Source organism: Corynebacterium gallinarum (genome assembly GCF_014837045.1).
Taxonomy (GTDB): domain Bacteria; phylum Actinomycetota; class Actinomycetes; order Mycobacteriales; family Mycobacteriaceae; genus Corynebacterium; species Corynebacterium gallinarum.
Window position 1 is genome coordinate 489,234 of record NZ_JACSPR010000001.1, and the last position, 25,961, is coordinate 515,194.

Consider the following 25,961-nt stretch of genomic DNA (forward strand, 5'->3'; position numbering starts at 1 on the left):
CTCGCTGAACCCGGGCGCTGGCAGGTGACCCGGTCATCCAACCGGTCTTCCACTGCCGCCGCCGCACAGGTGGTGGCGCGATCCTCGACGTCTATGTGCAGGTTTTCAAAAATATTCGGGCGGTTCTCTAACAACCCTGTGAACCATTGTTCCACATTCGCGGGTTGAGGCTTGTATCCCGCCACGTACAATCCCGGCCATGGGTGAAATTGAACGGCGTGCGGGGGCGGGACCACCCGATTTCTGGAAATTCATCCCCATGGCGGTCCTGTTGGGCAGCGGCAGGATCTTCCTGGATGTTGAACCGTGGGTGGCTGTGCCACTGTTCATACTCGGCGCCCTGGCCGCCTTCCTCCCCTTTCCGCCGGGGAACACCACCCGGGATGTCGACGGGTGGAAGATCCACACCACCGAGGGGGATAAACGCCGTGCCCTGGTTTCTGTGGCCGCCCCAGCCACCGTGATGGCCATCGACATCCTCGGGGGCGATTCCCTCCTCGGCCTTCCCCCTGAGTGGTCCACCATGATCTACGGTGTGGCTTTCGGATCTGCTGTCACCTACGGATTCTCACGGCAGGCCATGCTGCCCCACCGGAGGAAGAGGGAGCTCATCCAGCAGATCGTCGAGAATGCCTCCCTCGATGAGGTGACCACCTCCGATCTGGAGGCCCTCGATCAACCGGGGGCGCGGACACTGGCCAGGGGCCTGCTCGCCCACGGTGCCATCGATGGCACACGGGTGATGGCCCGTCAGCTCGCCAGGGTCCTGGACTGGAGCGTGGAACAGGTCCATGCCACCGCCCGACCCCTGGACCAGCGGGGCATCATCAGCCGGTCTGCCATCATGTCGGGTGGGGATCCGGCGAAGGTCTACGTGGAACTCACCGAGAAGGGCGTGGTCCTGCTGCGGGAACTCCACCAGGGACGGTAGTTTGTAGATACATCAACAAGTTTGGTGTTTATACTGGTGTCACACATCAGCCCGTGAGCCCAGGAGCTACACCCATGTCGAATCTTGACCCCAATCCCCCTGAGTACGACCTACCCAGTGATCAGCCCGGCACGCCGATGAATCCGCAGTGCGAGGGCGGTGCCGACGTCGAGATCATCACCGCCCGTGAGGTACCGCTCGGTGGACCACGTGCCATGACCGTCTACCGCACCCTCCCCCAGCGTCAGCGCAGCCTCATCGGGGCCTTCTGCTTCGTGGACCACTACGGCCCGGATGATGTCTCGGTCACCGGCGGCATGGATGTACCTCCCCATCCCCACACCGGGCTGCAGACCGTCACCTGGCTCTTCGAGGGCGAGGTCACCCACCACGATTCCGGTGACAACCACGCGGTGGTGGTCCCAGGCGAGGTCAACCTCATGACCGCCGGTGCCGGCATCTGCCACTCGGAGGTCTCCGCCACCCCGGTCACCACCCTGCACGGCGTGCAACTGTGGACCGTCCTGCCGGATAAAGACCGCAACGGCCCACGCCGCTTCGACCACTATGAGCCTGAGCAGATCAGCGTGGAGGGCGGGCGCGCACGCGTCTTCCTGGGCGAGCTGCTGGGTCAGTCCTCCCCGGTGTCCACCTTCACCCCGCTGGTGGCCGCCGAGCTGCGCGTCAACCCCGGCGAGACCATGACCCTTGAGGTCAACCCGGACCATGAGCACGGTCTGCTGGTGGATTCCGGTGACATCCAGCTCGAGGGCGTCACCGTCGCACCCCGTGAACTCGCCTACACCGGCACCGGGGAGACCACCTTGCGCCTCCGCAACACCGGTGACACTCAGGCGCTGCTGATCCTCATCGGTGGTGAACCCTTCACCGAGGACATCGTCATGTGGTGGAACTTCATCGGACGCGACCATGCGGAGATCGAGAAGTTCCGCGAGCAGTGGGAGGCCCATGACGAACGCTTCGGCGTGACCCGTGGTTATATCGGCCATGACCCCGACGGCCTGTACCGGCTACCGGCACCAAAGCTGCCGAACTCGGTGATCAAGCCGAGGGTGAATCCAGAACCAACCGCACGACCAGATTTGAGGATTGATTAAATGCGTACCGTCCGTGGACCCTACATCGACAAGTTCTTCCCCGAACCCTATAAACAGCTCAACGAGGTCAACAAGACCCTGCGTAAGATCTACCCCGAGGTGGACCTGCCGGAATCCCTGATCGAACTGGTCAGTGTCCGGGTCTCCCAGATCAACGGCTGCGGCACCTGCCTGAGCATCCACGTTCCCGCGGCCCGGCGCGCCGGTGTCCCGGAGAAGAAGATCGACGCCCTGCCGGCCTGGCGCATGGTCGAGGATTACACCGCCGAGGAACGGGCCGCTCTGCAGCTCGCGGAATCGCTCACCGTGCTGGACCGCCATGAGGGCCACCTGGCCGCGCGGACCGCGTGCAGCATGTTCGCCGAGGAGCAGGTCGCCGCCCTGGAGTGGGCGATCATCATGATCAACGCCTATAACAGGATCTCGATCGCCAGTGGCCACCCGCTGCTGTAGCCTGCGGTAACCTGCGTCGACAAGCAAAAAAGGCACCCACCGGTCGGTGGGTGCCTTTGACGTTGATTCCTAGAGGTTCGGGAACCAGATGGAGATCTCGCGCTCAGCGGACTCCGGGGAGTCGGAACCGTGGACGACGTTCTCGCCGACGGTCAGGGCGAAGTCGCCGCGGATGGTGCCCGGGGTGGCCTTGGACACTGGGTCGGTGCCACCGGCGAGCTGGCGCCATGCGTCGATGGCGCGCTCGCCCTCGACGATGCCGGCGATCAGCGGTGCGGAGGTGATGAACTCGACGAGCTCACCGAAGAACGGCTTGTCAGCGTGCTCCTCGTAGTGCTTCTCTGCGGTCTCGCGGTCAGCGACGCGGAGGTCAAGCGCGGCAAGCTTGAGGCCCTTGCGCTCGATGCGTGCGATGATTTCGCCGACGTGGCCGTTGGTGACGCCGTCTGGCTTGATGAGGATGAGAGTACGTTCAGTCATGCTCGCAGAGTCTACAGAACGACCCCGGTCCTGTCGCAACGAGGTCACCGAATGTGATCTAGAGCTTACGAACAGCCTCGGCGACGGCCTCCGCGGATGCTCCCCTGCTCCACAGCTGTGCCTGACGGATGGCTGAACCCTCTTGCCCCTGGCTCTTTAATTCCTGGATCTTTTTCACCTGGTCCGCGGTGAACACCACCGGCTGGTCCACGGTCAGCCCGGCGGCGCGGGTGCGCATGCCCACCACCAGGGCGATGGCCGCGACGATGATGGACAGGATCGGCACGATCACCGGGGACCCTGCGAACCTGGTGATCAACGCGACCACGCAGAACAGTGCCGCCACCGAGAAAGCCAGATTGGTCATGGGGTTTTTCATACCCAGCACGTTACGGCGGGCCGGGAAACTTTTCCATACAGTGGGACCCATCACATCACTAAAGGAGGACAAGAATATGACTCTGGTTGATAAGCAGGACAACGAGGTCCGGGTCAAGAGGAACGAGGCGGACAGCCGCTACGAGATCACCTACGCCGACAGCGACGAGGTGGTCGGTTTCGCCGACTACGTGATCAATGACAATGACCGCATCTTCTACCACACCAAGGTGGACGAGGACTACGGCGGACGGGGCCTGGCGTCCATCCTCATCCGTGAGGCCATCGAGGACACCTTCCCCACCGGCCAGGTCGTGGTCGGTGTGTGCCCGTTCGTCAGCGGATATGTGGAAAAGAACGGCTACGACGGTGGCTACCGCGCCGGCACCCCGGAGGACGAGGCCTTCGTCAAGGAGATGCAGCGCTAACCACGGCGCTAACAGTAATGACACAACCCCGGCGCACCGAAGTGGGGCGCCGGGGTTGTTCGTCGACAAGCAGCAGTCAAGCAGCAGCAAAGCAGCGTTCTAGGTGTGCTGCGTCGGCAGCAGACCGCGGCGCATGCGCTCGATCATGTTCTTGCGCAGGTAGAGCAGATACGCCCACACCAGGATGAAGATGAAGGCCACGATACCCATGGAATAGTGGATGAACACACCGGCCAGGGCGAACACCTGGAGGGCGATGTTCAGGGGGATCGACCAGCTGAACCGCTGGAGGAACGCCGCCACGAACATGGCCACCGCCACGGCGGTGACGTACACCCAGTTGAAGGTGGTCCAGTAGGCGCCACCATCCACACGCAGGATCACGGTGAGCACCAGCGCGATGGTGATGGACTCCATGACCAGGGTGCCGGCCATCACCCCGCGGATGCCCTTCATGGGATCCTTCGCCGGTTCATGGCCCGGGCCGAGGGGTCCGTACTCTACAGTCTTGCCACGGTCCCGGTGCTCATCGCGGGGGCTCATGCAGGTTCCTTTCCGAACAGGGTGCGGGCATCACCGGCGGTGACGATGGATCCGGTGATCACCACTCCGGAACCGGACTGGACATCGGTGTCCTCGGCCAGTTCGATCGCCAGTTCCACCGCACCCGGCAGGGTGTCAGCAACATGCACACGTTCATCACCGTAGATCTCGCGGGCGTACTCGGCCAGCTCATAGGCATCCAATGCACGATCCGAGGTGGTCTGGGTGCACACCACCTCATGCAGATACGGCTCGAGGCTCTCCAGGATGCCACGGGCGTCCTTGTCCCCCAGCACACCGATGACACCGATGAGACGGCGGAAATCGAAGTCCCGGTCCAGGGCCGCACCCAGGGCCGCGGCACCGTGCGGGTTGTGGGCGGCGTCGATGAACACGGTCGGGGCGGAACGCAGACGCTCCAGACGACCCGGTGACTCCACCTGGGCGAACCCCTGGCGGACGGTGTCGATATCAAGCGGGCGGTCCGCGGAGGCACCGAAGAACGCCTCCACGGCGGCCAGTGCGGTTGCGGCGTTGTCGGCCTGGTGGGCACCGGACAGCGGCAGGAAGATATCGGTGTACTCACCACCCAGACCGCGCAGGATCAGCTGTTGGCCACCAACAGCGATGGTGGATTCCACCACACCGAACTCCATGCCCAGGCGAGCCACGGCGGAACCGGTTTCGGCGGCCTGCTCCAGGATGACCCGCATGGCCTCCGGGTCCTGTTTGCCCACGATGACCACATTCTCCTCCGGGGCGTTAACATCATCGCTGGCCGGGCGGGCCTTGATGATGCCGGCCTTCTCCCCGGCGATCTCGGCGATGGTGTTGCCGAGGCGGTCGGTGTGGTCCATGCCCACCGGGGTGATCACTGCGACCTGCGCGTTGATCACGTTGGTGGCATCCCAGCGACCACCCAGGCCGACCTCGATGACACCGATATCCACCGGTGCATCCGCGAAGGCGGCATAGGCCAGGGTGATCAGGGTCTCGAACTTGCTCATCCGCGGGCCACCCTCGGAGAGGGAATGCGCGTCGGCCATCTCGAGGTACGGCTTGACCTCGTTGTAGATGCGCACGAAGTCACGGGGGTGGATCGGACGGCCGTCGATCGCGATGCGTTCGGTGATCAGCTGCAGGTGCGGGCTGGTCGTCCGGCCGGTGCGCCGGTGGAAGGCACGCAGCAGCGACTCCACCATGCGGGTGGTGGAGGTCTTGCCGTTGGTGCCCGCAATGTGGATGGCGGCGAACGTGTCCTGTGGCTTGCCCATCAGGTCCATGACATAGGACATGCGCCTGAAGGTGGGGTCGATCTTGGTTTCCTGCCAGCGCTCATCGAGTTCCGCCTCAACGATCGCCAGCTCGGCCAGTTCCTCCGGGGTGATCTCCAGGGGTGCGGGGTTCTGCCGTTCCTCGTCGAGGTCGCCTGTGAGATCCAACGGCAGGGACAGCCCTGCCTCATTGAGCGTCACGTCGCCGAATTCGCCGTATTCACGCTCATCTTGTGTTGCCACTACCCCAGTTCCTCCAGTCGTTTGGTAATGCGTTCCACTTCTTCACGGGCCACCTGCTGGCGGCCGCGGATCTTCTCCACCACCGCGTCCGGCGCCTTGGCCAAAAAGGCCTCGTTGCCCAGCTTCTTGGCCGTGGTCTCGAGTTCCTTGTTGGCGGTGGCGAGGTCCTTCTCCAGACGCTTGCGCTCCGCGGCCACATCCACCGTGCCGGAGGTGTCCAGTTCCACGGTGATGGTGGCGGTGCTCAGGCGGATCTCCAGGCTTGCCGACGCCTCAAAATCTTCAGCCGGTTCCTCGATGCGCACCAGGGCACGCACCGCACCCTCGAGCTCGGTGAGGTCACACGCGGCGAAGTCTAGGCGGGCCGGCACCTTCTGGGAGGGCTTGACCCCCTGGTCGGAGCGGAAACGACGGATCTCGGTGACGAGCTTCTCGACGTCCGCGATGCGGCGGGCGGCCTCGGTATCCACGGCGGCGCCACCGTTGGTGTCGGCCGGGGTGGGCCAGGAGGAGGTGACGATGGACTCGCCATCGGTCAGGGCCTTCCACAGCACCTCGGTGACAAACGGCATGGCCGGGTGCAGCAGACGCAGCAGTGCATCCAGGACGTGGCCGAGCACCTGCTGGGTGTTGCGGCCGCGCTCGGTGACACCCTCGCGGGGGATCTGGACCTTGGCGATCTCCAGGTACCAGTCACAGAACTCATTCCACGCGAAGTGGTAGAGCTCCTCATTGGCCTTGGCGAACTGGTAGTTGTCCAGGTAGTCATCGACGTGTCCGCGGACCTCCTCGAGGCGGTCGAGGATCCAGCGGTCGGCGTCGGTCAGCTCGGCGCGCTCGGGCAGCCCCTCGGACACCGCACCGTTCATCAGGGCGAAACGGGTGGCGTTGAACAGCTTGGTGGCGAAGTTGCGGGAACTCTGTGCGGAGTCCTCACCGACCGGCAGGTCCACGCCGGGGTTGGCGCCACGGGCAAGGGTGAAGCGCAGGGCATCCGCACCGTAGTTGTCCACCCAGTCCATGGGATCAATGCCGTTGCCGAGCGACTTGGACATCTTGCGGCCGTGCTCATCACGGACCAGGCCGTGGAGGAACAGGTCGGTGAACGGGACCTGCGGGCGGCCGTCGGTGCCCTCACCGAGCAACTCCGGGGTCTCCTTCGCGGCGAAGGTGCCGAACATCATCATGCGGGCAACCCAGAAGAACAGGATGTCATAGGCGGTGACCAGCACGGAGGTGGGATAGAACTTGTCCAGCTCCGGGGTCTTGTCCGGCCAACCCATCGTGGAGAACGGCCACAGGGCGGAGGAGAACCAGGTGTCCAGGACATCCGGGTCCTGGGTGTAGCCCTCGGGTGCCTGCTCGTCGGGACCGACGCAGACAACATCGCCGTCCGGTCCGTACCAGATCGGGATGCGGTGGCCCCACCACAGCTGACGCGAGATGCACCAGTCGTGCATGTCATCAACCCAGTCGAAGTAGCGTGGCTCCAGGGACTTCGGGTGGATGGTGGTGTCGCCTGCACGGACGGCGTCGCCGGACATCTTGGCCAGTTCCTCGACCTTGACCCACCACTGCAGGGACAGGCGTGGCTCGATGGCCTCACCGGAACGCTCGGAGTGGCCGACGGAGTGGACGTAGGGGCGGACCTCCTTGACAATGCGACCCTGCTCCGCGAGTGCCTCGCGGACCTTGACGCGGGCTTCCTCGCGGGTCATGCCGTCGAACTGCGTGCCGGTGTCGCTGATGCGACCGGTCTTGTCCATGATGGTCGGCATGTCCAGGTTGTGGCGCAGGCCCAGGGCGTAGTCATTGGGGTCGTGTGCCGGGGTGATCTTCACCGCTCCGGAACCGAACTCCGGATCCACATAGTCATCGGCGACCACCTGCAGGGTGAGGTCATCGCGGAACGGATGCGGCAGGGTGGTGCCCACCAGATGACGGTAACGCTCATCCTCTGGGTGGACGGCCACGGCGACGTCGCCGAGCATGGTTTCCACGCGGGTGGTGGCGACGACCACGTGTGGCTCGTCGTCGTTAAGCGAACCGTAACGGATGGAGACCAGCTCACCCTCGACGTCCTTGTACACGACCTCGATGTCGGACACGGCGGTTTCCAAGACCGGGGACCAGTTGACCAGGCGGTTGGCCTGGTAGATCATGCCGGAATCATAGAGCTTCTTGAAGATGGTCTGCACCGCACGCGACAGGCCCTCATCCAGGGTGAAACGCTCACGGGACCAGTCGACGGAATCACCGATGGCGCGCATCTGCTCACCGATCTTGCCGCCGTATTCCTTCTTCCACTCCCAGACCTTCTCGATGAACTCCTCGCGGGAGTAGTCATAGCGGGACTTGCCCTCGGTCTCCTTGAGCATCTCCTCCACCTTGGTCTGGGTGGCGATGCCCGCGTGGTCCATGCCCGGCAGCCACAGCACCTCGAACCCCTGCATGCGCTTGCGGCGCGCCAGGGCATCCATGAGGGTGTGGTCAAGTGCATGGCCCATGTGCAGCTGGCCGGTCACATTAGGCGGTGGTAGAACAATGGAGTAGCCAGGCTTCTCGCTAGCTGGATCGGCGGTGAAATAACCGGCATCCACCCAACCCCGGTAGAGATCCGCCTCCACGGCTTTCGGATCCCAGGATTTGGGTAGCTTGTCTGCGCGGTTCTGGCTTGGGTTCTCATTATTCTGGTCAGTCACGCAGACCATCATAACCCCTGGGGTGCAGCTTTCTATATGCAGGTGTTTCTGTCATTTATCCCCGGCAGCCGCCCTGGATGGCCTGCGCATTCCCACTGCAGGTCCAGTGTTCAGCACCTAGGCTCAATATATGAGTCCGTTCCTGTTGTTTTCTGCCATCGGCGTGGTTGCGCTGGGAATCGGTGCCTGGAAAACCGTGGAGGCCAACCCCCACCGCCGTATCCCCCTCATCTGCCCTCCCCGAGACCGGCCCCTGCCGATCATCCTGCTTCAGGCGGTGGGTTATGGCTCCTCTATTTTTGCGGTTCTCATGCTCAGCGACCAGTGGGGTGCTTATGCCTACCTTCTCTTCATCGTCATGGCGCTGCCGGAAGTGGTGTTGTTCAGCATTCACAACCATCAGTTGAAGCACGGTGGTCTGTCCCAGGGTTGAGGTCGCCCACCAGATAACCCGGGATGGGGAGAAGATCCGGACCCACCCTGGACGCAGCGTCGCCCCTCTGCACAGCAGCCATGGGTTTCATCCGACTCTCCGTACCTGGCTGCGGAAGGGTTCTCCCTGAGTTTTATGTCCTGTTTTCTCTTCTGCGACTTCCGCTGGGACGGATATCTTGCTTCAGTACGCTGAAAGCCGGAACGTGCAGGCAATATTGGCAATGCTATGGGATCTGCTTCAAGTTGTCTGATATGCCCGTCCATCCTGGACAGTCCACGGTCATCTCATTTCAACAATTGCGGAAAGCATCTTTTTCTTTCCCCTGCGCGAGCTGAAAATGCTGCTAGGGTCATACTCATGCGTTTTGGGATCGACGTCGGAACGACGCGCACAATTGCGGCCGTAGTCGACCGCGGAAACTATCCAGTTGTGACCGTGGAGGACTATCTCGGCGATGCACAGGAATACATCCCCTCAGTGGTGGCACTGGACGGGGATCGACTCGTCGCTGGTTGGGAGGCGATGAAGCTCGGGCCCGATGACCCCAGTCTGGTGCGTTCCTTCAAGCGGATCATGTCGGACCACTCCGTCACCGCGGGCACCCCGGTCCAGCTCGGGCACGCCACCCGCCCGCTCGGCGACGTGCTGCGCGTGTACGCCGAGACCGTGGTGAACACACTGCGCGATTTCCAGGCCACACTGGATAACTCCTCCCCCATTGAGGTCGTGCTTGGCATCCCCGCCAACGCCCACACCGCCCAGCGGCTGCTCACCCTCTCCGCGTTCAGTGAGGCCGGTGCGGAGGTCGCGGGCCTGATCAATGAGCCGAGTGCGGCGGCCTTCGAGTACACCCACCGCCATGCGCGCACCCTGAACTCCCGGCGCTCCGGCATCGTCATCTATGACCTCGGCGGCGGCACCTTCGACGCTTCACTCATCCGCGTCGACGGCACCACCCATGAGGTCATGGGATCCCTGGGCATCTCCCACCTCGGCGGCGATGACTTCGATGTGATCCTCGCCGAGTGCGCGCTCCGGGCCGCCGGTAAACCCGGCGTTCCCAGCCGGACGCTTATCGACGAAGCCCGCAGTGCCAAGGAGTCCCTTGTGCCCCAGTCCCGTCGTCTGGTGATCGATGTCGAGGGCGAGGATGTTGTTGTCCCGGCCACCGACTTCTACGATGCCGCGATGCCACTGGTGGAACAGACCATCGAGGTAATGACCCCACTCATCGGCACCGATGATCTCCGCGAATCCGAGATCGCCGGTATCTACCTGGTCGGCGGGGCATCCTCCCTGCCACTGATCTCGCGGGTGCTGCGTGAACGCTTCGGCCGACGGGTTCACCGCGCACCCTTCACCGCCGGGGCCACCGCCGTGGGACTGGCTATCGCCGCTGACCCGGATTCGGGTTTCCACCTGCGTGACAAACTCTCCCGTGGCATCGGTGTGTTCCGCGAATTCGACGACGGTCGTGCCGTGAGCTTCGATCCGCTGATCACTCGGGAGACCAAGCCGGATGCGGATGGTCGCATCACGGTGACCCGCCGCTACCGCGCCGCGCACAATGTCGGCTGGTTCCGGTTCGTGGAATATGACAGCTTCAACGAGGAGGATGGCAGCCCCGGGGACATCTCCCTGCTGGGTGAGATGAAGGTTCCCTTCGACCCCTCCATCATCGATGTGGATGCAGTCGAGATCACCCGCTTCGACGGCCCGGAGATCGAGGAGACCGTGATGGTCAATTCCGACGGTATCGCCTCCATCCGCATCGCGGTGCAGGGTGGCGTGGTGGTCGAGCACACCCCCAAGGTGACGCTGGCGCTGCAGTAGGTCGGGCGTCGACAAGCAACCCCGGCCGCGGAAGGCAACAACCCCACCTCTTCGCCGAAGAGGTGGGGTTGAGCTTTACGTCAGTTCACGAAGGTTTAGAGCAGGTCCTTGACGGCCTCGCGCTCGCCCTGGAGCTCCTCGACGTTGGCGTCGATGCGCGCACGCTGGAAATCGTTGATCTCCAGGCCCTCGACGACCTCCCACTCGCCGTTGCGGGAGACGGTCGGCAGGCCGAGGATGATGCCCTCGGGGATGCCGTAGGCGCCGGTGGACGGGATTGCGGCAGAGGCCCAGGTCTCGGTGCCCTGGATCCAGTCACGCATGTGATCAACCGCGGAGGACGCGGCGGAAGCGGCGGAGGACTTGCCACGGACCTCGATGATCTCCGCGCCACGCTTGGCCACGCGCGGGATGAACTCGTTGACGTACCAGTCATGATCCACCAGGTCAGCGACCTTCTCGCCGCCGACGGTGGCGTAGGTGATGTCCGGGAACTGTGCCGCGGAGTGGTTACCCCACACGACGACATCCTGGAACTCCGAGGACAGACGGCCGGTCTTGGTGGCCAGCTGGGAGATCGCGCGGTTGTGGTCGAGGCGCATCATGGCGTTGAAACGGGACTGGGGAACGTCCGGGGCGTTGGACATGGCGATCAGCGCGTTGGTGTTGGCCGGGTTGCCCACCACCAGCACCCGGATGTCCTGGGCGGCGTGGTCGTTGATGGCCTTGCCCTGGGGGCCGAAGATCTTGCCGTTGTTGGACAGCAGCGCAGCGCGCTCCTCACCCTTGCCACGTGGCTTGGCGCCGACCAGGAAGGCGGCGTTCGCGCCGTCGAAGGCCTCGTTCAGGTCCGCGGTGATATTGATGTTGTGCAGCAGCGGGAAGGCGGAGTCGGCCAGCTCCATGGCCACCCCCTCAGCACCGCCGAGTGCGTCGGGGATCTCCAGGAGGTTGAGTTCAACCGGGGTGTCTGCGCCGTACACCTCACCATTGGCGATCCTCCAGAGGAGTGAGTAGGCAATCTGACCGGCGGCTCCGGTCACGGTGATCTTCTTGGGGGAATTCATTAATGATCCTCAATCCTTGTGTGGTTGAACGTGGCGTTATCAGTACTGTCAGTACCTTCAGTGTTCTCAGTGATTCCCTTCAACATCACACCCCTGGGGGTCAGGGCAATCACCATGCCCCCCATGCTATCGACGGTTACAGGTTCCTACCAGTGTTTGGGCGTGCAGTAACCCCGCATAAGCTGATGTGATAATCACCCCCGTTCACCGCTTTCCTGTACCCCTGTACCGGGGATTCCCGGGGGAAAGTGGGATGACGCTGGCGTACACGAGCATTTCGACGGAGTTTCGGGCACCATTTGATAGTGTTGGTTGGGTTTCATTCAAAGATATGACCTTTATCGCCAGTGGCGTGAACCCTGCCACGTCCCGTTCCGCATTCCTACCTGAACGCGGGCCACTCTCAACCACGTCACCCGAAAGGACCGAAGAGATCATGGCCGTTTCCGACCGAGGCTCAGCAGACCCCCATGCTGATGACCACGACTTCACCACCCCGGACAGCGCACACGCGGCGACACCGGATGATGTCGTGGTCACCGCACTGAGCCACTTCGCCGAGCAGGGATTCAACGAGACCAAGCTGGAGAAGATCGCCAAGGCGTCCGGAATGTCCAAGCGCATGATCCACTACTACTTCGGTGACAAGAAGGGTCTGTACGTCAAGACCATCTCCCACGCCCTGGACATGCTGCGCCCCGATGCGGAGGCCATGCAGCTGGAATCCGCAGTCCCGGTCGAGGGTGTCCGCAAGATCGTGGAGGCGATCTACAACGCCATCATCAACAACCCCGAGGCCATCCGCCTGATCCTCATGGAAAACCTCCACAACCACGGTGGTGTGGAGAGCGCGGCAGCCCTCAATGATGAGAGCAACCTCCTGCTCAACCTGGACAAGCTGCTCATGCTCGGTCAGGATGCCGGCGCATTCCGCCCCGGCATCTCCGCCGAGGATGTCCTGGTCCTCATCAGTTCACTGGGGTATTTCCGCATCTCCAACCAGCTGACCATGGACCAGATCTACGATGTGGACCTCACCAGCGAATCCAATGTTGAGGGCATGCGCCGCCTGGTGGTGGACACGGTCCTGGCCTTCCTCACCTCAAACCTGCCCGATGCCGAGTCAGCCAGTTACCTGACCACCCGCGAAAGCTCCACCGCCCCGACCCAGGACACCGACATCTACGCCTTCGAAACCGACCTGTTCGAGGAATAGGGCGAATTACCGCCCGAAGAGGAAGGCCACCCCGAGCATGCCTCCCAGGGCCAGGAATGTCGTGAGGAAGACAGTGTCACGCGCCAGGATCTCACCCCGGCGGTAGGTGGCCGCATAGTTGTACACATTCTGGGCTGAGGGCAGGGCAGCCAGGATGACTGCGGCGTACATCTCATCGCCCTCCAACCCGAAGGCAAGACCGACGAGCCAGGCAATCACCGGCATGCCTACGATCTTGATGGCGGTGGCCGTGATGGCGCTGGGCCGATCGGCGCGGGATGACAATACATTGGTCGACGGCAGGGACGCTCCGAAGCTGATGAGAATCAACGGGATCGACGCCCCGCCCAGGATCACCGTAGGCTCCATGATGGCCGCCGGGACCTCCACCCGTGTCAGGCTGACGATCAGTCCCGCGATGGACGCCAACACGACGGGGCTGAGTATGGACCCGCGGAACGCCGCCCAGATCTTCGCTCCCCGCGATCCACCCTGCTCTCCTGTGGTCAGGGCCGCGAGGATCATGGGCGCGAAGATCACCATCTGGATCACCAGCACCGGGGCCACGTAGGCACCGGTTCCCAGGACGTAGATGGACACCGGCAGCCCGATGTTGTTGGAGTTGACATACGAGGCCGCCGCCGCACCGATCGCCGTGGTGGCCAGATCCTTCTTGAAGAACACCGCGGAGATCACGCAGTAGAGGGCGGCGGTGAGCAGGGTGGCAATGAACGTCACCACGATCACCGGCGACAGCAGGTGCTGCGGGTCCGAATTGGCCACCACCGAGAACAACAGGGCCGGGGTCGCGGCATAGAAGGCGATGCGGTTGAGCACCAGGCGCTGTTTATCGTCGGAGATGACCCCGGCCTTGGCCAGCAGCAGTCCCACCCCAATGACGGAGAGGATGATGGCGAAGCCGGTGATGACGTTTAACAATGTTGTCTACTCATCGTCTTTCAAAAGTGCTGCTTTTCCTTCAACGAAAGCGACGTTCAGCCAAAGGTCGTCACTGCCGATAAGGGGTTGGCTGTACTCGATTAGTTCTCCCAGCGTCCCTAGGTGAACTTCATGATCGTCATGGAAGGGCCAGGTGATCTTACAAGGATTATCGAAATCGACTTTACCCACCGGATAATCTCCTGCCAGTTGATCGACCCACAGCTCTGCAGCGACTGCGTGGTAGAGATCGGAGGTACTGAGATCACGGTGGAAACGTGTTCTTGCCCCCACCACTTGGTAACCCGCAAATGCGATTCCTGGGTCGTAGTCAGTTTCAATGGCGAGGACAGTATCGATGGCCAGTTCATGCCTGAAAATAGCGACAACGGTGAACTTTGGCTCTTTCCGAGTCCCTTCGTGCGAGTAAAGGTTCTCCGAGGAGATAAAACCGTTGAGCCGAGGGGTCAAAGCCTCTTCGATTTTTGACAGGTCGAGGTCTTCGATGCCGAATCCTCGGGACATGTCGGGCTGGCCAGTCATTCTCATCACGGTAGCGCAGCCTGGACTAACACTGGACTAGTGTGAGAATTCGCGAGGATAGGCAATCCGGTGATGACATCTAACAACGGTTTCTCCTGGGTTCGTACGGGTTCGTGCGCGGGGAACAGGTGACCGGGGTACCAACCCCGCGATAGCGGGCTGTACCTGTACCGGACACCGGTGTCACTGGGGTCTCTGGGCCGCCCGGGGGTCTCCACCTGAGGTGATCAGGGTTCCGGCGGGCGATGCCACTGGTATGACCGTACAGGGTTTGCCCGGTCGGAGACGGTGTTACCCCGGGATTTATGCACCCCGGACACGCAGAAACGGCCGCCGACGCAGAAAGTCTGCACCGGCGGCCGTCAGGGCAACACCTAGGCGGTCTTCTCCTCCGCGGCCAGGATGACCAGCTCGGGCTCCGCCTCACCACGGGCCACCTCACCGGTGATGATCACCTCGGTGACATCATCACGGTCGGGGATGTCGTACATGATCGGTACGAGGATCTCTTCCAGGATGGCACGCAGACCACGGGCACCGGTCTTGCGCTCCAGCGCCAGATCAGCGATCGCATCCAGGGCGTCATCGGTGAAGGTCAGCAGGGTGTCATCCATCTCAAACAGACGCTTGTACTGCTTGACCAGGGAATTGCGCGGTTCGGTGAGCACCTTGACCAGGGACTTCTGATCCAGGTTCGCCACGGTGGCCACCACCGGCAGGCGGCCAATGAATTCAGGGATCAGACCGAACTTCACCAGGTCCTCCGGACGGACATCCTTGAAGATGTCCTCCTTCTCCTCATCCTTCTTCGAGGCGACCTCCACACCGAAGCCGAGGCCCTTCTTACCGCGACGCTCACCGATGACCTTCTCCAGACCGGAGAAGGCACCCGCAACGATGAAGAGGATGTTGGTGGTGTCCAGCTGGATGAAATCCTGGTTGGGGTGTTTGCGCCCACCCTGGGGTGGGATCGCGGCCACGGTGCCCTCGAGGATCTTCAGCAGTGCCTGCTGCACACCCTCACCGGAGACATCCCGGGTGATCGAAGGGTTCTCCGACTTGCGGGAGATCTTGTCCACCTCATCGATGTAGATGATGCCCCGCTGGGCGCGTTCCACATCGAAGTCAGCGGCCTGCAGCAGCTTGAGCAGGATGTTCTCCACATCCTCGCCCACGTAGCCTGCCTCCGTGAGGGAGGTGGCGTCGGCGATGGCGAAGGGGACGTCGAGAAGCTTCGCCAGCGTCTGGGCGAGGTAGGTCTTACCGGAACCGGTCGGGCCCAACAGGAGGATGTTGGATTTGATCAGCTCGGTGTCCTCCTCATCGCGGCGACGACGACCACCGATCTGCTCATGTGCCCGCAGACGTTTGTAGTGGTTGTACACCGCCACGGAGAGGATCCGTTTCGCGTGATCCTGGCCGATGACGTACTTGTCCAGAAACGCGGAGATCTCCGACGGCTTGGGGAGTTCGCTGTGCTCCTCCTCCTGCCCCTGAGTCTGTCCGAGCTCCTCTTCGATGATCTCGTTGCAGAGCTCAATGCACTCATCACAGATGTAGACCGCGCCACCCGCGATGAGCTTCTTAACCTGTTTCTGACTCTTGCCACAGAAAGAGCATTTGAGCAGATCGGCGCTTTCCTGCATTCGTGCCATAAGACTGTGTGACCCGCTTCCACATCGAAAGATTTACTGCCTACAACTCTAACCAACAATATTGGCGAGGGGTTGTTCCATCTTATCGCGCCGGGGCAACCGGCGAGGGGTGCGGGCCACTGGACGGTTCATCACACCAGCGTGTGACGTTCATCCGACTATTCGGTGACGCCCTCACCGAGTGCGAAATCGGCCTCGGTGATCTCACGCAGCTCGGCCACGGTCACACCGTCAGCACATTCCACCAGGGTGAGACCCTTCTCCGGATCCACGTCGAAGACGGCGTGGGTGGTCACGATCATGTCGACGCACTTGGCACCGGTCAGGGGCAGACGGCATGCCTCCAGGATCTTGGGGGCACCCTTCTTGGTCACGTGATCGGTCATGGCGATGATCTTGGAGGCACCGTGGACCAGGTCCATGGCCCCTCCCATGCCCTTGACCAGCTTGCCGGGGATCATCCAGTTCGCCAGGTCACCGTACTGGGAGACCTCCATGACGCCGAGGACGGCGACATCGATGGACCTGGAGCGGATCATGGCGAAGGAGTCGGAGGAAGAGAAGTAGGAGGCACCCGGGTTGACGGTGATGGTCTCCTTGCCGGCGTTGATGAGCTCGGGGTCGAGCTCGTCCTCGGTCGGGTACGGTCCGACACCGAGGACGCCGTTCTCGGAGTGGAGGATGACCTCAAGGCCCTCGGGCAGGTAGCCCGGGATGAGGGTGGGCATGCCGATGCCGAGGTTGACGTACTGGCCGTCTTCGAGTTCCTGGGCTACGCGGGCAGCCATCTGGTTGTGGTCCCAAGTCATTAGTTAGACACCGTCCTGTTCTCAATACCGGTTTCCTGTGGGCCGACATGGACCACACGGTTGACGTAGATGCCCGGGAGGTGCACCTCATCGGGGTCAAGGTCATCGACCAGGTGCTCGACCTGGGCGATGGTGATCTTTCCGCTCATCGCGGCATCAGGGTTGAAGTTGCGGGCGGTCTTGCGGAAGACCAGGTTGCCGAAACGGTCGGCCTTGTGCGCGTGAACCAGGGCGAAGTCGGCGCGGATGCCCTCCTCCATGACGTAGAGCTGCCCGTTGAATTCACGGGTCTCCTTCGGCTTGGAGGCCAGGGCGACGGAGCCGTCCTTGTTGTAACGCTGGGGCAGACCGCCCTCGGCGACCTGGGTGCCCACACCGGCGGTGGTGTAGAAGGCGGGGATGCCCGCGCCACCGGCGCGCATGCGCTCGGCGAGGGTGCCCTGGGGGGTGAACTCGACGGTGAGCTCACCCTCGAGGTAGCGACGTGCGTACTCCTTGTTGTCGCCGATGTAGGAGCCGATGGTCTTGACGATCCGGCCATCCTCCAGCAGCAGTCCGAGGCCCTGGCCGTCGGTACCGCAGTTGTTGGAGATGATGGTCAGTTCACCAGCGCCCTGGTCACGCAGTGCGTTGATGAGGAGGGTGGGGATACCGACGAGGCCGAACCCGCCGACGGCGATGGAGGCACCGTCCGGGATATCGGCCACGGCTTCAGCTGTGGATGAAAAGGTCTTGTCAATCATGCAGACCATGCTATCGTAATGTTCATTCAATGCACAAGGGTTCGCTGAGCGAACAAGAAGGAGTTGATCGAATGATCCCAACCTCCCCGGATTTCGTGCAGTCATTTGCCCGAGGACTGTCCGTCATCCGCAGTTTCAGCGCGGATTCCCCCTCCCAATCCCTCTCCGAGGTCGCTACCGCCACCGGGCTCTCCCGGGCGACGGCACGCCGTTTCCTCCACACCCTCGTGAATCTCGGCTACGCCGTCACCAACGGTACGCAGTTCCAGCTCACCCCCCGTGTGCTGGAACTGGGCACCAGCTACCTCTCCGCGCTGACCCTGCCTGCCATCGCTCAGCCCCGCTTGGAGGCGCTGTCGCGTGAGGTCGGTGAATCCAGTTCCATGTCGGTGTTGGACGGCACCGACATCATCTACGTCTCCCGCGTGCCGGTCAGGCGTATCATGACGGTATCGATCACCCTGGGCACCCGGTTCCCGGCCTATGCCACCTCCATGGGGCGCGTGCTGCTGGCGGCACTCGACCCCGAGGAGATGGAATCCATCCTCACCCGGACACCGCCGCTCCAGCTGACCGCCCGGGCACTGCCACCGGAGACGATCAGGGATGAGATCGAGGCGACCCGCCAACGAGGGTGGTCACTGGTGGATCAGGAACTCGAACCTGGTCTGCGGTCACTGGCGGCGCCGGTGACCAACGCCCACGGTGAGGCGGTCGCGGCGATCAACATCTCCACCCAGTCGGCCTCCAACTCCGTGGAGGATGTCCGCCGGGAGTTCCTGCCCCATCTGCTGGACACCGCGCGGGCCATCTCCGCGGACCTGGCCGCAACTATCTAGACAACCCAAAACCTTAAGGATACTTTTTCATGAATCCCCAAGATATTGTCATCTGTTCCCCGTTGCGCACCCCCGTTGGCCGCTACGGTGGCGTCTTCACCGGCGTCCCTGTCCAGGAACTGGCCACCGCGGTGGTTAATGCGATCGTGGACAAGACCGGCCTGACCGGTGATGACGTGGATGATCTGATCCTCGGCCAGGGCTCCCCCAACGGTTCCGCCCCGGCACTGGGCCGCGTCGTGGCACTGGACTCCAAGTTGGGTCAGAACGTCCCCGGCCTGCAGCTGGACCGTCGCTGTGGTTCCGGCCTGCAGGCGATCGTCACCGCCGGCGCGCACATCTCCGCCGGTGCTGCCGACCTGATCATCGCCGGTGGCGCGGAATCCATGAGCCGCACCGAGTACACCGTCTCCGGTGACATCCGCTGGGGCGTCAAGGGTGGCGACATGCAGCTGCGTGACCGCCTCGCCGAGGCCCGTGAGACCGCCGGTGGCCGCAACCACCCGATCCCCGGTGGCATGATCGAGACCGCCGAGAACCTCCGCCGCGAATACAACATCCCCCGCGAAACCCAGGACCAGATGGCCGCCGCCTCCCAGCAGCGCGCCGGTGCCGCACAGGAAAACGGCCTCTTCGCCGATGAGATCGTGCCAATCACCATCCCTCAGCGCAAGGGCGACCCGATTGTCATCGATCGGGATGAGCACCCGCGGCCTGATACCACCGTCGAAAAGCTCGCCAAACTGCGTCCCGTCATGGGACGCCAGGACGAGGACGCGACCGTCACCGCCGGCAATGCCTCCGGCCAGAACGACGGCGCCGCAGCCGTCGTGGTGACCACCCGTGCCAAGGCCGAGGAGCTCGGCCTGACCCCCATGATCCGCCTTGCCGGCTGGGCCCTGGCCGCCGTGCCCCCGGAGACCATGGGCATCGGCCCCGTCCCCGCCACCCGCAAGGTCCTCGACCGCCTCGGCCTGACCCTGGACGACATCGGATCCATCGAACTCAACGAGGCCTTCGCCGCACAGGCCCTGGCCGTGCTCGATGAATGGGGCATCACCTGGGAGGACGAACGCCTCAACCCACTGGGTTCCGGCATCTCCCTGGGCCACCCCGTCGGCGCGACCGGTGCCCGCATGGTGGTCACCCTCGCCCACCGCATGCAGCGCGAGGACACCCGTTACGGCCTGTGCACCATGTGCATCGGTGGCGGACAGGGCCTGGCAGCAGTCTTTGAGAAGGAGAACTAAACATGACCATCCTGCACCACGTCGCCTACGGCGAAGATAATGACAAGACCCTCGTGTTCATCGGTTCCCTGGGGTCCACCACCGCCATGTGGGTGCCGCAGCTGGATGCCCTGCACAAGGACTTCCACGTCATCGCCGTCGACCACCGCGGACACGGCAGCTCCCCCCTGGTCAACGTCACCCCCACCGTGGCCGACCTGGCCACCGACGTCCTGGAGACCCTCGACTCCCTGGGCGTGGAGAAGTTCGGCGTAATCGGTCTGTCCCTGGGCGGTGCCGTGGCCCAGTACCTGGCCGCCACCTCCGACCGTGTCACCGCCGCCGCTTTCCTGTGCACCGCCGCGAAGTTCGGTGAGCCACAGGGCTGGTATGACCGTGCCTCCGCCACCCGCGAGAACGGCACCGCGTCGCTGTCCCAGGCCGTCATTGAGCGGTGGTTCTCCCCGGGTTGGCTGGAGACCCACCCGGCTGCGCGCGAGAACTACGAGCACATGATCATCGACACCCCCGCAGAAGGCTACGCCCTGGCCTGTGAGGCCCTGGCCACCTGGGACTTCACCGACCGCCTCGGCGAGATCACCGTTCCGGTACTCACCATCGCCGGCGCCGATGATCCCTCCACCCCGCCGGAGACCCTGCAGATCATCGCCGACGGTGTCTCAGGACCCGCCACCGCCGAGGTGCTCTCCCCCGGCGCGCACGTGCCCACCCTCGAGCGTCCGGAGGAGGTCAGCGCACTGCTGGCCGCACATTTCAAGTAATCCAGTTCCATAGTTAGGAAGTGCCCCAGTTCATGCTCACCACCGGTCTCCTCCCCAGGCGTCTTCTGTTGCGGCAGCGGATCCTGGCGGATATCGCGGCCTCGGACCGCAGTCGTTTCATCCTGGTGACGGGCCCGGCTGGTGTGAACAGGGAGCACTTCACCCGTGAGCTGGCCCGGCAGCTGACCGAGCACCAGGTGCTCACGCTGCCGTCGCTAACCGGTTTCACCATCCCGGCCGCGCCCACGGTGATCGTGGCGGATCATGTGGACCGCGCCACCAACCTCGATGAGGTCCTGGCCGCGCTCCACGATCCGGGCACCCCGCAGGTGATCATCCTGGGCACCTCGACACGTCGACTGGCCGAGGCCACCGATGTGGTGCCCCTGCCACCGCTGACGGTGGATGAGGTCTACGAACTGGTGCTGCAGATCGTGGGGCGCTGCACGCCGGTCACCGCCCACCGCCTCCACGACGCCTCCGGGGGTCTCCCGGATCTGGTTAGGGAGCTTGTCGACGCCGCCCCCGTCGATCACTGGTCGCAGGACGAACCGGCCATCATCATCCCCGAGCACTGGGAACGCCACACCGGGGAGGTACTCCAGGTGGTGGCCTCCTACCCCCTGGACGGTGCCCCGCTGGGTGAGATTCCCGACCACCTCGCTGCCGAACTGGATGAACAGGTGGCGGCGGGACTGCTCACCGTGAACTCCGATCATGTCCGTTTCCCCCGTCCGGAACACCGCGCCGCGGTCCGGTCCGCCACCCCACCGGGTGTGGCCCGTCAGCTCTCCGATCATCTGGACACCAGCGGGTGGCGTACCTCGGAGACCGTGGTGGATGAGCATATTGCCCGTGGCAATCTCCCCCTGGCCCGGATCCACGCCCACCATCTGCCCGGCGACCGCGCCGAGCTGCGCCTGTACGCGGGGCAATCCCGCGCCACCGCACAGCTTCTCGACGGTTCCCCTCCCTCACTCCTGACCGCCATGCACAGCGTGGCGCGCTGGGATCCCCGGGGGATCCGGGAGTTCGCCAGCCATGGTGGCTCCCCTGATGCCGCGACCTTCGGACTGCTTGCCGACGCCCTCGAGCACGGAACCAGGCCACGCGTCGGCACGCTGCCCACACCCCACACCGCCACGGGACAGCAGCTGCGTGATTTCATCACCGGATGGTTGTCGCTGGTCTATGACGATCCCACCCAGGCCAGACAACTGTTGTCCCGCCGACGGCACGGTGATTCCGAACTCATCGGGTTGTGGCAGTCCGCCTTCCTCGCCCGTGCGCATTACGTGCTCGGTGAATTCCCCCAGGCCGCCGCGGTGGTCGAACGGAGCCTGGCCACCGGCGACCGCACCGGCACCCCACTCCTGGAGCCGGTGCTGTTGTGGACCGGCGCGCAGGTGGCGGCACTGAGTGGGCAGGAAAACCTGTCACGGCACTACCTGTCTAGGATCGCAGTACCCGGGGATGCCTTCATGATCCAGAAACTGCCCGCCGCAATGGGCCGGATGATCGTGGCCGCCATGGTCTATGACACCCGGACCGCCGCGACAGCCGGTGACAACCTGGCCTCCATCGTCTACGACACCGACACCCAACAGCCCGGATTTTGGGCGTGGGAGGACATGTACGCGCTGTCCCTGATCCGGTCGGGGCGCGTGGACACTGCGGCGCTGGTGATGGAGGAGAGTGCGCAGCGCCAGCAGGACTCCGGGATCCTGTCGCTGCGGGCCCGCAACCTGGTGCCCTCCGCGATCATCGAGATCCAGCGCGGTGCCGCCGCCCGGGGTGTGAAGATGCTGTCCGAGGCTGTCGATGCGATCACCTCGGTGACCATGCCCGCCTATGAGGCCCGCATCCTCTTCGAATTCGGGCTGGTGCTGCGCCGGATGGGCAGGCGCAGTCAGGCCGCCGAGATGTTCACCCGCGCCGAGGAGGTCTTCACCGCCATGGGCGCGGTCACCATGGCCGCACGCTGCGCCGGTGAGCGCCGGGTCAGTGGTCTCGGTGGCAGCCGCCGCTCCCCGCAGGGACTGACCCCGCAGGAGGAACAGATCACCGCCCTGGTGGTCGAGGGTGCCAGTAATGCCGAGGTGGCCCGGGAACTTTCCCTGTCCACCAAGACCGTGGAGTACCACCTCACACGCGTGTACAAGAAGTTCGGCGTCAATGGGCGTGCGGCCCTGGGCACGGCACTGGAGGCCATCTAGGATCCCGACACACCGGCGCTCCCGGGGAGCATCGGTGTCGAAAAAGTCGAAGGCCAACCCCGCCGACACGCGATTATTTCGACACAACCCCTCCCCCATGGCCCGGTTGTGTCGAAAAAGTCAGGCGTTACTTGCCCCCGAGCTCCTCAACGGCATCATTGAGCAACTTGAAACCGTGGTTGGAATTGGGCACACCGGCGTAGATGGCGGTGTGCAGCAGGGTCTCACCGATGGTCTCGGAATCCACCCCGGCGCGCAGTGCCGCGCGGATGTGCATGTCCAATTCACCGTGGTTGCCCACGGCGGTGAGGATGGCGATGGTGAGCAGGCGACGCTGGGTATGGTCCAGGCCCTCGCGTTCCCACACATCCCCCCAGGCGGTGCGGGTGATGAAATCCTGGAACGGCCGGGTGACATCGGTCTGTTTCGCCAGTGCGGCATCGACGTGGGCGTCCCCCAGGACGGCACGGCGGTTCTTCATCCCGGTCTCGTAGGCGGCCTCGCGGCCCTGGTCATACAGGCTCATCGGTTATTTCCCTTCGTAGAGTTCAAGTACCCGGTCGGCGATCTCCGGGGCATGGCCGACATCGGTGCCGGTCAGGTGCTGTTCCATGCGGTCGGTGTCCACCACGATGCCATCGATGCTGCGTCGACACCTGCCGACAGCGGATGCGGTGGCGGCGGCGAGCTCCCGGATGGTCTGCCATTCAGCATGCCAGCTTCCCGTACCGCGCTGGAGGCGGCAGTCGAGGGCGTCGAAAAGCGTCGCCAGGAGGCCGGGGACGCGGCGGGCGTAACCGTCGCAGGCGATGGCCGCCGCCGGGTTCGCCTTGTGGGGCATGGCGGAGCTGCCGCCGGGTTGGGCCTCGCGCAGCTCGCTGATCTCCGAGGCGGAGAGGAAGATGACGTCGCCGGCGATCTTGCGGACGGCCCCGGCCGCGGTGGCCAGGGCCGCGGCGATGGTGGTGACCGGGATGCGGTCACTGTGCCAGACCAGGCCCGAATTGTGCAGACCGAGTTCCGCGGCCAGCGCATCCTGGATGGCGAACCCGTGCGGGTGGGTGGCGGTCATCGTGCCGGCGGCACCGCCGTAGGAGACCTCGAAGCGCAGCTCCTGCAGGGCCGCCCTGGACCGCAGGACAGCCTGGAGCCACCCCGCGGTGATGCACCCGACGGTGGTGGGCACGGCCTGCTGCCCGAGCGTGTGCGCCATCATCGGGGTGTCACGGTGGGTACGGGTCAGCTCCGCCAACAGGTCGGCAAGCTCCCCCAGCTCCGCGATGATCTCACCGGTGGCATCCCTCAGGCACAGCATAAGGGAGGTGTCGATGATGTCCTGGCTGGTCGCACCCGGGTGGATTCCGGTCGGGTCAATGGCTTTCAGGGCCTTGACCACCGGGATGGTCGGGTTCGCCCCCTCCGCCGACTGACGCGAGATCTCCTCGAGGTCGGGGTGGTAGTTCCGGATGGTCTCCACCGCGGTGGCGGCTTCGGCATCGCTGAGAGCCCCGGCGCGGGCCGCGGCCACCGACAACGCTGATTCGACGGTGAGCAGACCGGTCAGGAAGGCCTCGTCGGAGAGGTGTCGGTGCGCGGCGGATTCGCCGGCGAGATCGGAGTAGAGGGAGCGGGTCATCGGGTTGGTGGTCTCCTGCGGGGTCCTAAAGGGCGGATCCTAGAGTGCGAAGAACGGGGTTTCGCCCTGTTCGGCCTGGATGGTGATATCGAAACGGTAGCCGTTGCCCGTTTCGGTGGCGACCAGCAGGTCGCGGCGATCCTCCGGCACGGCGTTCAGCACCGGGTCGGCGCTGAGGTCTGCACCCGGGAGGTAGGCGCGGGTGTAGAGACGCTCCAGCATGCCACGGGCGAACACGCCGACCTTGAAGTGGGGGGCTTCCTCGCCCACCGCACCCGGGGTCAGGGTGGTGAAGGTGGCGGCACCGTTGGCATCCGCCATGGCGCGACCGAGTCCACGGAAACCGTCGGCGGTGGCCGGGGTGGTGCGGTTGGGGTCCAGGTCGGAGTTGTGCACCCCGTCGGGACCTGCCTGCCAGATCTCGAACATGGCATCCGCGATGGGATCGCCGTTGCCGTCAACGACGGCGACCTCAAGTTCGATCGCGCCCTCGGTGCCCGGTTCGACCATGAGGTGGGAGTCCTCCAGGCTGAGTCCGATGTGGACGTAGGGGCCGACGGTCTGGGACGGGGTGATGCCGAACTCGGCTTCATCCTGGTCGGTGATGGTGGACTGTTCGTAACGGAACTCGCCGTTCTTCCCGGTGTCAATCATTGCGGTGATTCCTGTTTCTGTTGAAAGGGGCGGCTGCTATTCGAAGGGGGTGGCGTTGCGGCCACGCAGGACGATGTCGAACTTGTATCCCAGGGCGAAGTTCTCGCGGGTCTCGTCGTAGTCGAAGACGGCAATCATGCGTTCGCGGGCACCCTTGGGCACGGCATTGTAGATCGGGTCCTGGAAGAACAGAGGATCATTCGGGAAGTACATCTGGGTGACCAGACGTTCGGTGAACTGACGTCCGTACAGGGAGAAGTGGATGTGCGCCGGGCGCCACGCGTTGTGGTGGTTGCCCCACGGGTAGTTGCCCGGCATGACGGTGTAGAAGCTGTAGCGTCCGTCCTTGTCGGTCAGGGTGCGGGCCACACCGTTGAAGTGTGGGTCCAGGGGTGCCGGCCAGGAGTCGTTCTTGTGGCGGTAGCGTCCGGCAGCGTTGGCCTGCCAGGCCTCCACGAGGGTGTGGGGGACGGGTTTGCCGTCAAAGCCGAGGACGCGGCCGTGGACGAAGATGCGCTGGCCGATGGCCTCGCCACCGTTGACCTTGGTCATGTCATTGTCGATGCCACCGAGGTCACGATCACCGAAGACGGGACCGGTGGACTCACCCAGGCGGTTGGGGATCATGATCAGATCATTGCTGGGATTGCGCTTGATGGTGGTGCGGTACTCGGGGAAGTGCAGGGGGGAGTACTGCCCGGCCGTCGGCGCGAAATGTGGAATCTCCATTACGGGGGCCTTTCTTGTCCAGTGATGTAGATCTCAAAGTAGAGGGTTTGCACAGCCCAGACAAGGGGTTCGCAGGTCGAACACC

At 63.8% G+C, this 25,961-nt stretch carries 26 protein-coding genes; 11 read left to right on the plus strand and 15 right to left on the minus strand.

The window, feature by feature from the left end:
• Positions 1-199: 199 nt before the first annotated feature.
• The 3 genes from H9627_RS02130 (at position 200) to H9627_RS02140 (ending at position 2,502) form a co-directional block, all read left to right on the plus strand.
• A complete protein-coding gene (locus H9627_RS02130; RefSeq protein ID WP_191732363.1) occupies positions 200-931 on the plus strand; it encodes a hypothetical protein in 732 nt (243 codons plus the stop codon).
• Positions 932-1,005: 74 nt separating this feature from the next.
• Positions 1,006-2,049 carry a pirin family protein gene (locus H9627_RS02135; protein WP_191732364.1) on the plus strand — a complete coding sequence of 348 codons (1,044 nt, stop codon included), beginning with the start codon at positions 1,006-1,008 and terminating at the stop codon, positions 2,047-2,049.
• Positions 2,050-2,502 carry a carboxymuconolactone decarboxylase family protein gene (locus H9627_RS02140; RefSeq protein WP_191732365.1) on the plus strand — a complete coding sequence of 151 codons (453 nt, stop codon included), beginning with the start codon at positions 2,050-2,052 and terminating at the stop codon, positions 2,500-2,502. It begins immediately after the preceding gene.
• 69 nt (positions 2,503-2,571) lie between these two features.
• Here H9627_RS02140 and ndk read toward each other — a convergent pair whose 3' ends face one another.
• Together ndk and H9627_RS02150 are read right to left on the minus strand one after the other, a co-directional pair.
• A complete protein-coding gene (gene ndk / locus H9627_RS02145) occupies positions 2,572-2,982 on the minus strand; it encodes a nucleoside-diphosphate kinase (RefSeq protein ID WP_006768281.1) in 411 nt (136 codons plus the stop codon).
• Positions 2,983-3,040: 58 nt separating this feature from the next.
• Entirely contained in the window at positions 3,041-3,349 is a 309-nt protein-coding gene (locus tag H9627_RS02150) for a hypothetical protein (protein WP_225213356.1), read from the minus strand.
• An 88-nt stretch (positions 3,350-3,437) separates the two neighbouring features.
• Here H9627_RS02150 and H9627_RS02155 point away from each other — a divergent pair, with 88 nt between their 5' ends.
• Positions 3,438-3,788 carry a GNAT family N-acetyltransferase gene (locus H9627_RS02155; protein ID WP_225213357.1) on the plus strand — a complete coding sequence of 117 codons (351 nt, stop codon included), beginning with the start codon at positions 3,438-3,440 and terminating at the stop codon, positions 3,786-3,788.
• A 99-nt stretch (positions 3,789-3,887) separates the two neighbouring features.
• Here the strand turns inward: H9627_RS02155 and H9627_RS02160 are convergent, their stop codons facing one another.
• Genes H9627_RS02160 through H9627_RS02170 form a run of 3 tightly spaced genes read right to left on the minus strand, consistent with a single transcriptional unit; the run spans position 3,888 to position 8,559 of the window.
• Positions 3,888-4,331 (minus strand): DUF4233 domain-containing protein, encoded by a 444-nt coding sequence (locus H9627_RS02160; RefSeq protein ID WP_191732368.1) that lies wholly within the window; start codon positions 4,329-4,331, stop codon positions 3,888-3,890.
• Positions 4,328-5,848 (minus strand): bifunctional tetrahydrofolate synthase/dihydrofolate synthase, encoded by a 1,521-nt coding sequence (gene folC / locus H9627_RS02165; protein WP_318247741.1) that lies wholly within the window; start codon positions 5,846-5,848, stop codon positions 4,328-4,330. The genes H9627_RS02160 and folC overlap by 4 nt, the downstream gene beginning before the upstream one ends.
• The gene (locus H9627_RS02170) at positions 5,848-8,559 is read right to left on the minus strand and encodes a valine--tRNA ligase (protein ID WP_191732369.1); all 2,712 of its coding nucleotides are present in this window, start codon (positions 8,557-8,559) and stop codon (positions 5,848-5,850) included. The genes folC and H9627_RS02170 overlap by 1 nt, the downstream gene beginning before the upstream one ends.
• 121 nt (positions 8,560-8,680) lie before the next feature.
• On the opposite strand from H9627_RS02170, the gene H9627_RS02175 reads away from it, so the two are divergent.
• Together H9627_RS02175 and H9627_RS02180 are read left to right on the plus strand one after the other, a co-directional pair.
• Positions 8,681-8,983, plus strand: coding sequence for a hypothetical protein (locus tag H9627_RS02175; protein ID WP_191732370.1), 303 nt, complete (start codon positions 8,681-8,683; stop codon positions 8,981-8,983).
• 360 nt (positions 8,984-9,343) lie between these two features.
• Complete coding sequence (locus H9627_RS02180; RefSeq protein ID WP_191732371.1) at positions 9,344-10,819, plus strand: Hsp70 family protein; 1,476 nt, start codon at positions 9,344-9,346, stop codon at positions 10,817-10,819.
• A 95-nt stretch (positions 10,820-10,914) separates the two neighbouring features.
• Here the strand turns inward: H9627_RS02180 and H9627_RS02185 are convergent, their stop codons facing one another.
• On the minus strand, positions 10,915-11,886 hold the full coding sequence (locus H9627_RS02185) for a malate dehydrogenase (RefSeq protein ID WP_191732372.1): 972 nt from the start codon (positions 11,884-11,886) through the stop codon (positions 10,915-10,917).
• A 436-nt stretch (positions 11,887-12,322) separates the two neighbouring features.
• Between H9627_RS02185 and H9627_RS02190 the strand changes: the two genes are divergently transcribed.
• Positions 12,323-13,102: a TetR/AcrR family transcriptional regulator gene (locus H9627_RS02190; RefSeq protein WP_191732373.1), complete on the plus strand. Its 780-nt coding sequence runs from the start codon at positions 12,323-12,325 to the stop codon at positions 13,100-13,102.
• 6 nt (positions 13,103-13,108) lie between these two features.
• Here H9627_RS02190 and H9627_RS02195 read toward each other — a convergent pair whose 3' ends face one another.
• The 5 genes from H9627_RS02195 to H9627_RS02215 form a co-directional block, all read right to left on the minus strand.
• Positions 13,109-14,041 (minus strand): AEC family transporter, encoded by a 933-nt coding sequence (locus H9627_RS02195; RefSeq protein WP_191732374.1) that lies wholly within the window; start codon positions 14,039-14,041, stop codon positions 13,109-13,111.
• A gap of 6 nt (positions 14,042-14,047) precedes the next feature.
• Complete coding sequence (locus H9627_RS02200) at positions 14,048-14,584, minus strand: hypothetical protein (protein ID WP_225213358.1); 537 nt, start codon at positions 14,582-14,584, stop codon at positions 14,048-14,050.
• 374 nt (positions 14,585-14,958) lie between these two features.
• Positions 14,959-16,239: an ATP-dependent Clp protease ATP-binding subunit ClpX gene (gene clpX, locus H9627_RS02205; protein WP_191732375.1), complete on the minus strand. Its 1,281-nt coding sequence runs from the start codon at positions 16,237-16,239 to the stop codon at positions 14,959-14,961.
• Between the two features lie 158 nt (positions 16,240-16,397).
• A complete protein-coding gene (locus H9627_RS02210) occupies positions 16,398-17,048 on the minus strand; it encodes a CoA transferase subunit B (RefSeq protein WP_191732376.1) in 651 nt (216 codons plus the stop codon).
• A complete protein-coding gene (locus H9627_RS02215; RefSeq protein ID WP_191732377.1) occupies positions 17,048-17,791 on the minus strand; it encodes a CoA transferase subunit A in 744 nt (247 codons plus the stop codon). The genes H9627_RS02210 and H9627_RS02215 overlap by 1 nt, the downstream gene beginning before the upstream one ends.
• 71 nt (positions 17,792-17,862) lie before the next feature.
• Between H9627_RS02215 and H9627_RS02220 the strand changes: the two genes are divergently transcribed.
• From H9627_RS02220 to H9627_RS02235, 4 genes are read left to right on the plus strand one after another with little or no spacing between them, the layout of a single operon-like run.
• The gene (locus tag H9627_RS02220) at positions 17,863-18,630 is read left to right on the plus strand and encodes an IclR family transcriptional regulator domain-containing protein (protein ID WP_191732378.1); all 768 of its coding nucleotides are present in this window, start codon (positions 17,863-17,865) and stop codon (positions 18,628-18,630) included.
• Between the two features lie 29 nt (positions 18,631-18,659).
• Positions 18,660-19,880 carry an acetyl-CoA C-acetyltransferase gene (locus tag H9627_RS02225; protein WP_191732379.1) on the plus strand — a complete coding sequence of 407 codons (1,221 nt, stop codon included), beginning with the start codon at positions 18,660-18,662 and terminating at the stop codon, positions 19,878-19,880.
• 2 nt (positions 19,881-19,882) lie between these two features.
• Positions 19,883-20,641 carry a 3-oxoadipate enol-lactonase gene (gene pcaD, locus H9627_RS02230; RefSeq protein ID WP_191732380.1) on the plus strand — a complete coding sequence of 253 codons (759 nt, stop codon included), beginning with the start codon at positions 19,883-19,885 and terminating at the stop codon, positions 20,639-20,641.
• Between the two features lie 32 nt (positions 20,642-20,673).
• The gene (locus H9627_RS02235) at positions 20,674-22,857 is read left to right on the plus strand and encodes a helix-turn-helix transcriptional regulator (protein WP_191732381.1); all 2,184 of its coding nucleotides are present in this window, start codon (positions 20,674-20,676) and stop codon (positions 22,855-22,857) included.
• A 127-nt stretch (positions 22,858-22,984) separates the two neighbouring features.
• Here H9627_RS02235 and pcaC read toward each other — a convergent pair whose 3' ends face one another.
• From pcaC to pcaH, 4 genes are read right to left on the minus strand one after another with little or no spacing between them, the layout of a single operon-like run.
• Positions 22,985-23,383 (minus strand): 4-carboxymuconolactone decarboxylase, encoded by a 399-nt coding sequence (pcaC, locus tag H9627_RS02240; protein WP_191732382.1) that lies wholly within the window; start codon positions 23,381-23,383, stop codon positions 22,985-22,987.
• A gap of 3 nt (positions 23,384-23,386) precedes the next feature.
• Positions 23,387-24,493: a 3-carboxy-cis,cis-muconate cycloisomerase gene (pcaB, locus tag H9627_RS02245; RefSeq protein ID WP_191732383.1), complete on the minus strand. Its 1,107-nt coding sequence runs from the start codon at positions 24,491-24,493 to the stop codon at positions 23,387-23,389.
• Between the two features lie 39 nt (positions 24,494-24,532).
• Positions 24,533-25,147, minus strand: coding sequence for a protocatechuate 3,4-dioxygenase subunit alpha (gene pcaG / locus H9627_RS02250; protein WP_191732384.1), 615 nt, complete (start codon positions 25,145-25,147; stop codon positions 24,533-24,535).
• 36 nt (positions 25,148-25,183) lie between these two features.
• Positions 25,184-25,876: a protocatechuate 3,4-dioxygenase subunit beta gene (gene pcaH, locus H9627_RS02255; protein ID WP_191732385.1), complete on the minus strand. Its 693-nt coding sequence runs from the start codon at positions 25,874-25,876 to the stop codon at positions 25,184-25,186.
• Between the last annotated feature and the right edge of the window lie 85 nt (positions 25,877-25,961).

Coding starts and splice junctions, on each gene's coding strand:
- H9627_RS02130 (WP_191732363.1), top strand. CDS start 200: ATGGGTGAAATTGAACGGCGTGCGGGGGCGGGACCACCCGATTTCTGG.
- H9627_RS02135 (WP_191732364.1), top strand. CDS start 1,006: ATGTCGAATCTTGACCCCAATCCCCCTGAGTACGACCTACCCAGTGAT.
- H9627_RS02140 (WP_191732365.1), top strand. CDS start 2,050: ATGCGTACCGTCCGTGGACCCTACATCGACAAGTTCTTCCCCGAACCC.
- ndk (WP_006768281.1), bottom strand. CDS start 2,982: ATGACTGAACGTACTCTCATCCTCATCAAGCCAGACGGCGTCACCAAC.
- H9627_RS02150 (WP_225213356.1), bottom strand. CDS start 3,349: ATGACCAATCTGGCTTTCTCGGTGGCGGCACTGTTCTGCGTGGTCGCG.
- H9627_RS02155 (WP_225213357.1), top strand. CDS start 3,438: ATGACTCTGGTTGATAAGCAGGACAACGAGGTCCGGGTCAAGAGGAAC.
- H9627_RS02160 (WP_191732368.1), bottom strand. CDS start 4,331: ATGAGCCCCCGCGATGAGCACCGGGACCGTGGCAAGACTGTAGAGTAC.
- H9627_RS02170 (WP_191732369.1), bottom strand. CDS start 8,559: ATGGTCTGCGTGACTGACCAGAATAATGAGAACCCAAGCCAGAACCGC.
- H9627_RS02175 (WP_191732370.1), top strand. CDS start 8,681: ATGAGTCCGTTCCTGTTGTTTTCTGCCATCGGCGTGGTTGCGCTGGGA.
- H9627_RS02180 (WP_191732371.1), top strand. CDS start 9,344: ATGCGTTTTGGGATCGACGTCGGAACGACGCGCACAATTGCGGCCGTA.
- H9627_RS02185 (WP_191732372.1), bottom strand. CDS start 11,886: ATGAATTCCCCCAAGAAGATCACCGTGACCGGAGCCGCCGGTCAGATT.
- H9627_RS02190 (WP_191732373.1), top strand. CDS start 12,323: ATGGCCGTTTCCGACCGAGGCTCAGCAGACCCCCATGCTGATGACCAC.
- H9627_RS02200 (WP_225213358.1), bottom strand. CDS start 14,584: ATGACTGGCCAGCCCGACATGTCCCGAGGATTCGGCATCGAAGACCTC.
- clpX (WP_191732375.1), bottom strand. CDS start 16,239: ATGGCACGAATGCAGGAAAGCGCCGATCTGCTCAAATGCTCTTTCTGT.
- H9627_RS02210 (WP_191732376.1), bottom strand. CDS start 17,048: ATGACTTGGGACCACAACCAGATGGCTGCCCGCGTAGCCCAGGAACTC.
- H9627_RS02215 (WP_191732377.1), bottom strand. CDS start 17,791: ATGATTGACAAGACCTTTTCATCCACAGCTGAAGCCGTGGCCGATATC.
- H9627_RS02220 (WP_191732378.1), top strand. CDS start 17,863: ATGATCCCAACCTCCCCGGATTTCGTGCAGTCATTTGCCCGAGGACTG.
- H9627_RS02225 (WP_191732379.1), top strand. CDS start 18,660: ATGAATCCCCAAGATATTGTCATCTGTTCCCCGTTGCGCACCCCCGTT.
- pcaD (WP_191732380.1), top strand. CDS start 19,883: ATGACCATCCTGCACCACGTCGCCTACGGCGAAGATAATGACAAGACC.
- H9627_RS02235 (WP_191732381.1), top strand. CDS start 20,674: ATGCTCACCACCGGTCTCCTCCCCAGGCGTCTTCTGTTGCGGCAGCGG.
- pcaC (WP_191732382.1), bottom strand. CDS start 23,383: ATGAGCCTGTATGACCAGGGCCGCGAGGCCGCCTACGAGACCGGGATG.
- pcaB (WP_191732383.1), bottom strand. CDS start 24,493: ATGACCCGCTCCCTCTACTCCGATCTCGCCGGCGAATCCGCCGCGCAC.
- pcaG (WP_191732384.1), bottom strand. CDS start 25,147: ATGATTGACACCGGGAAGAACGGCGAGTTCCGTTACGAACAGTCCACC.
- pcaH (WP_191732385.1), bottom strand. CDS start 25,876: ATGGAGATTCCACATTTCGCGCCGACGGCCGGGCAGTACTCCCCCCTG.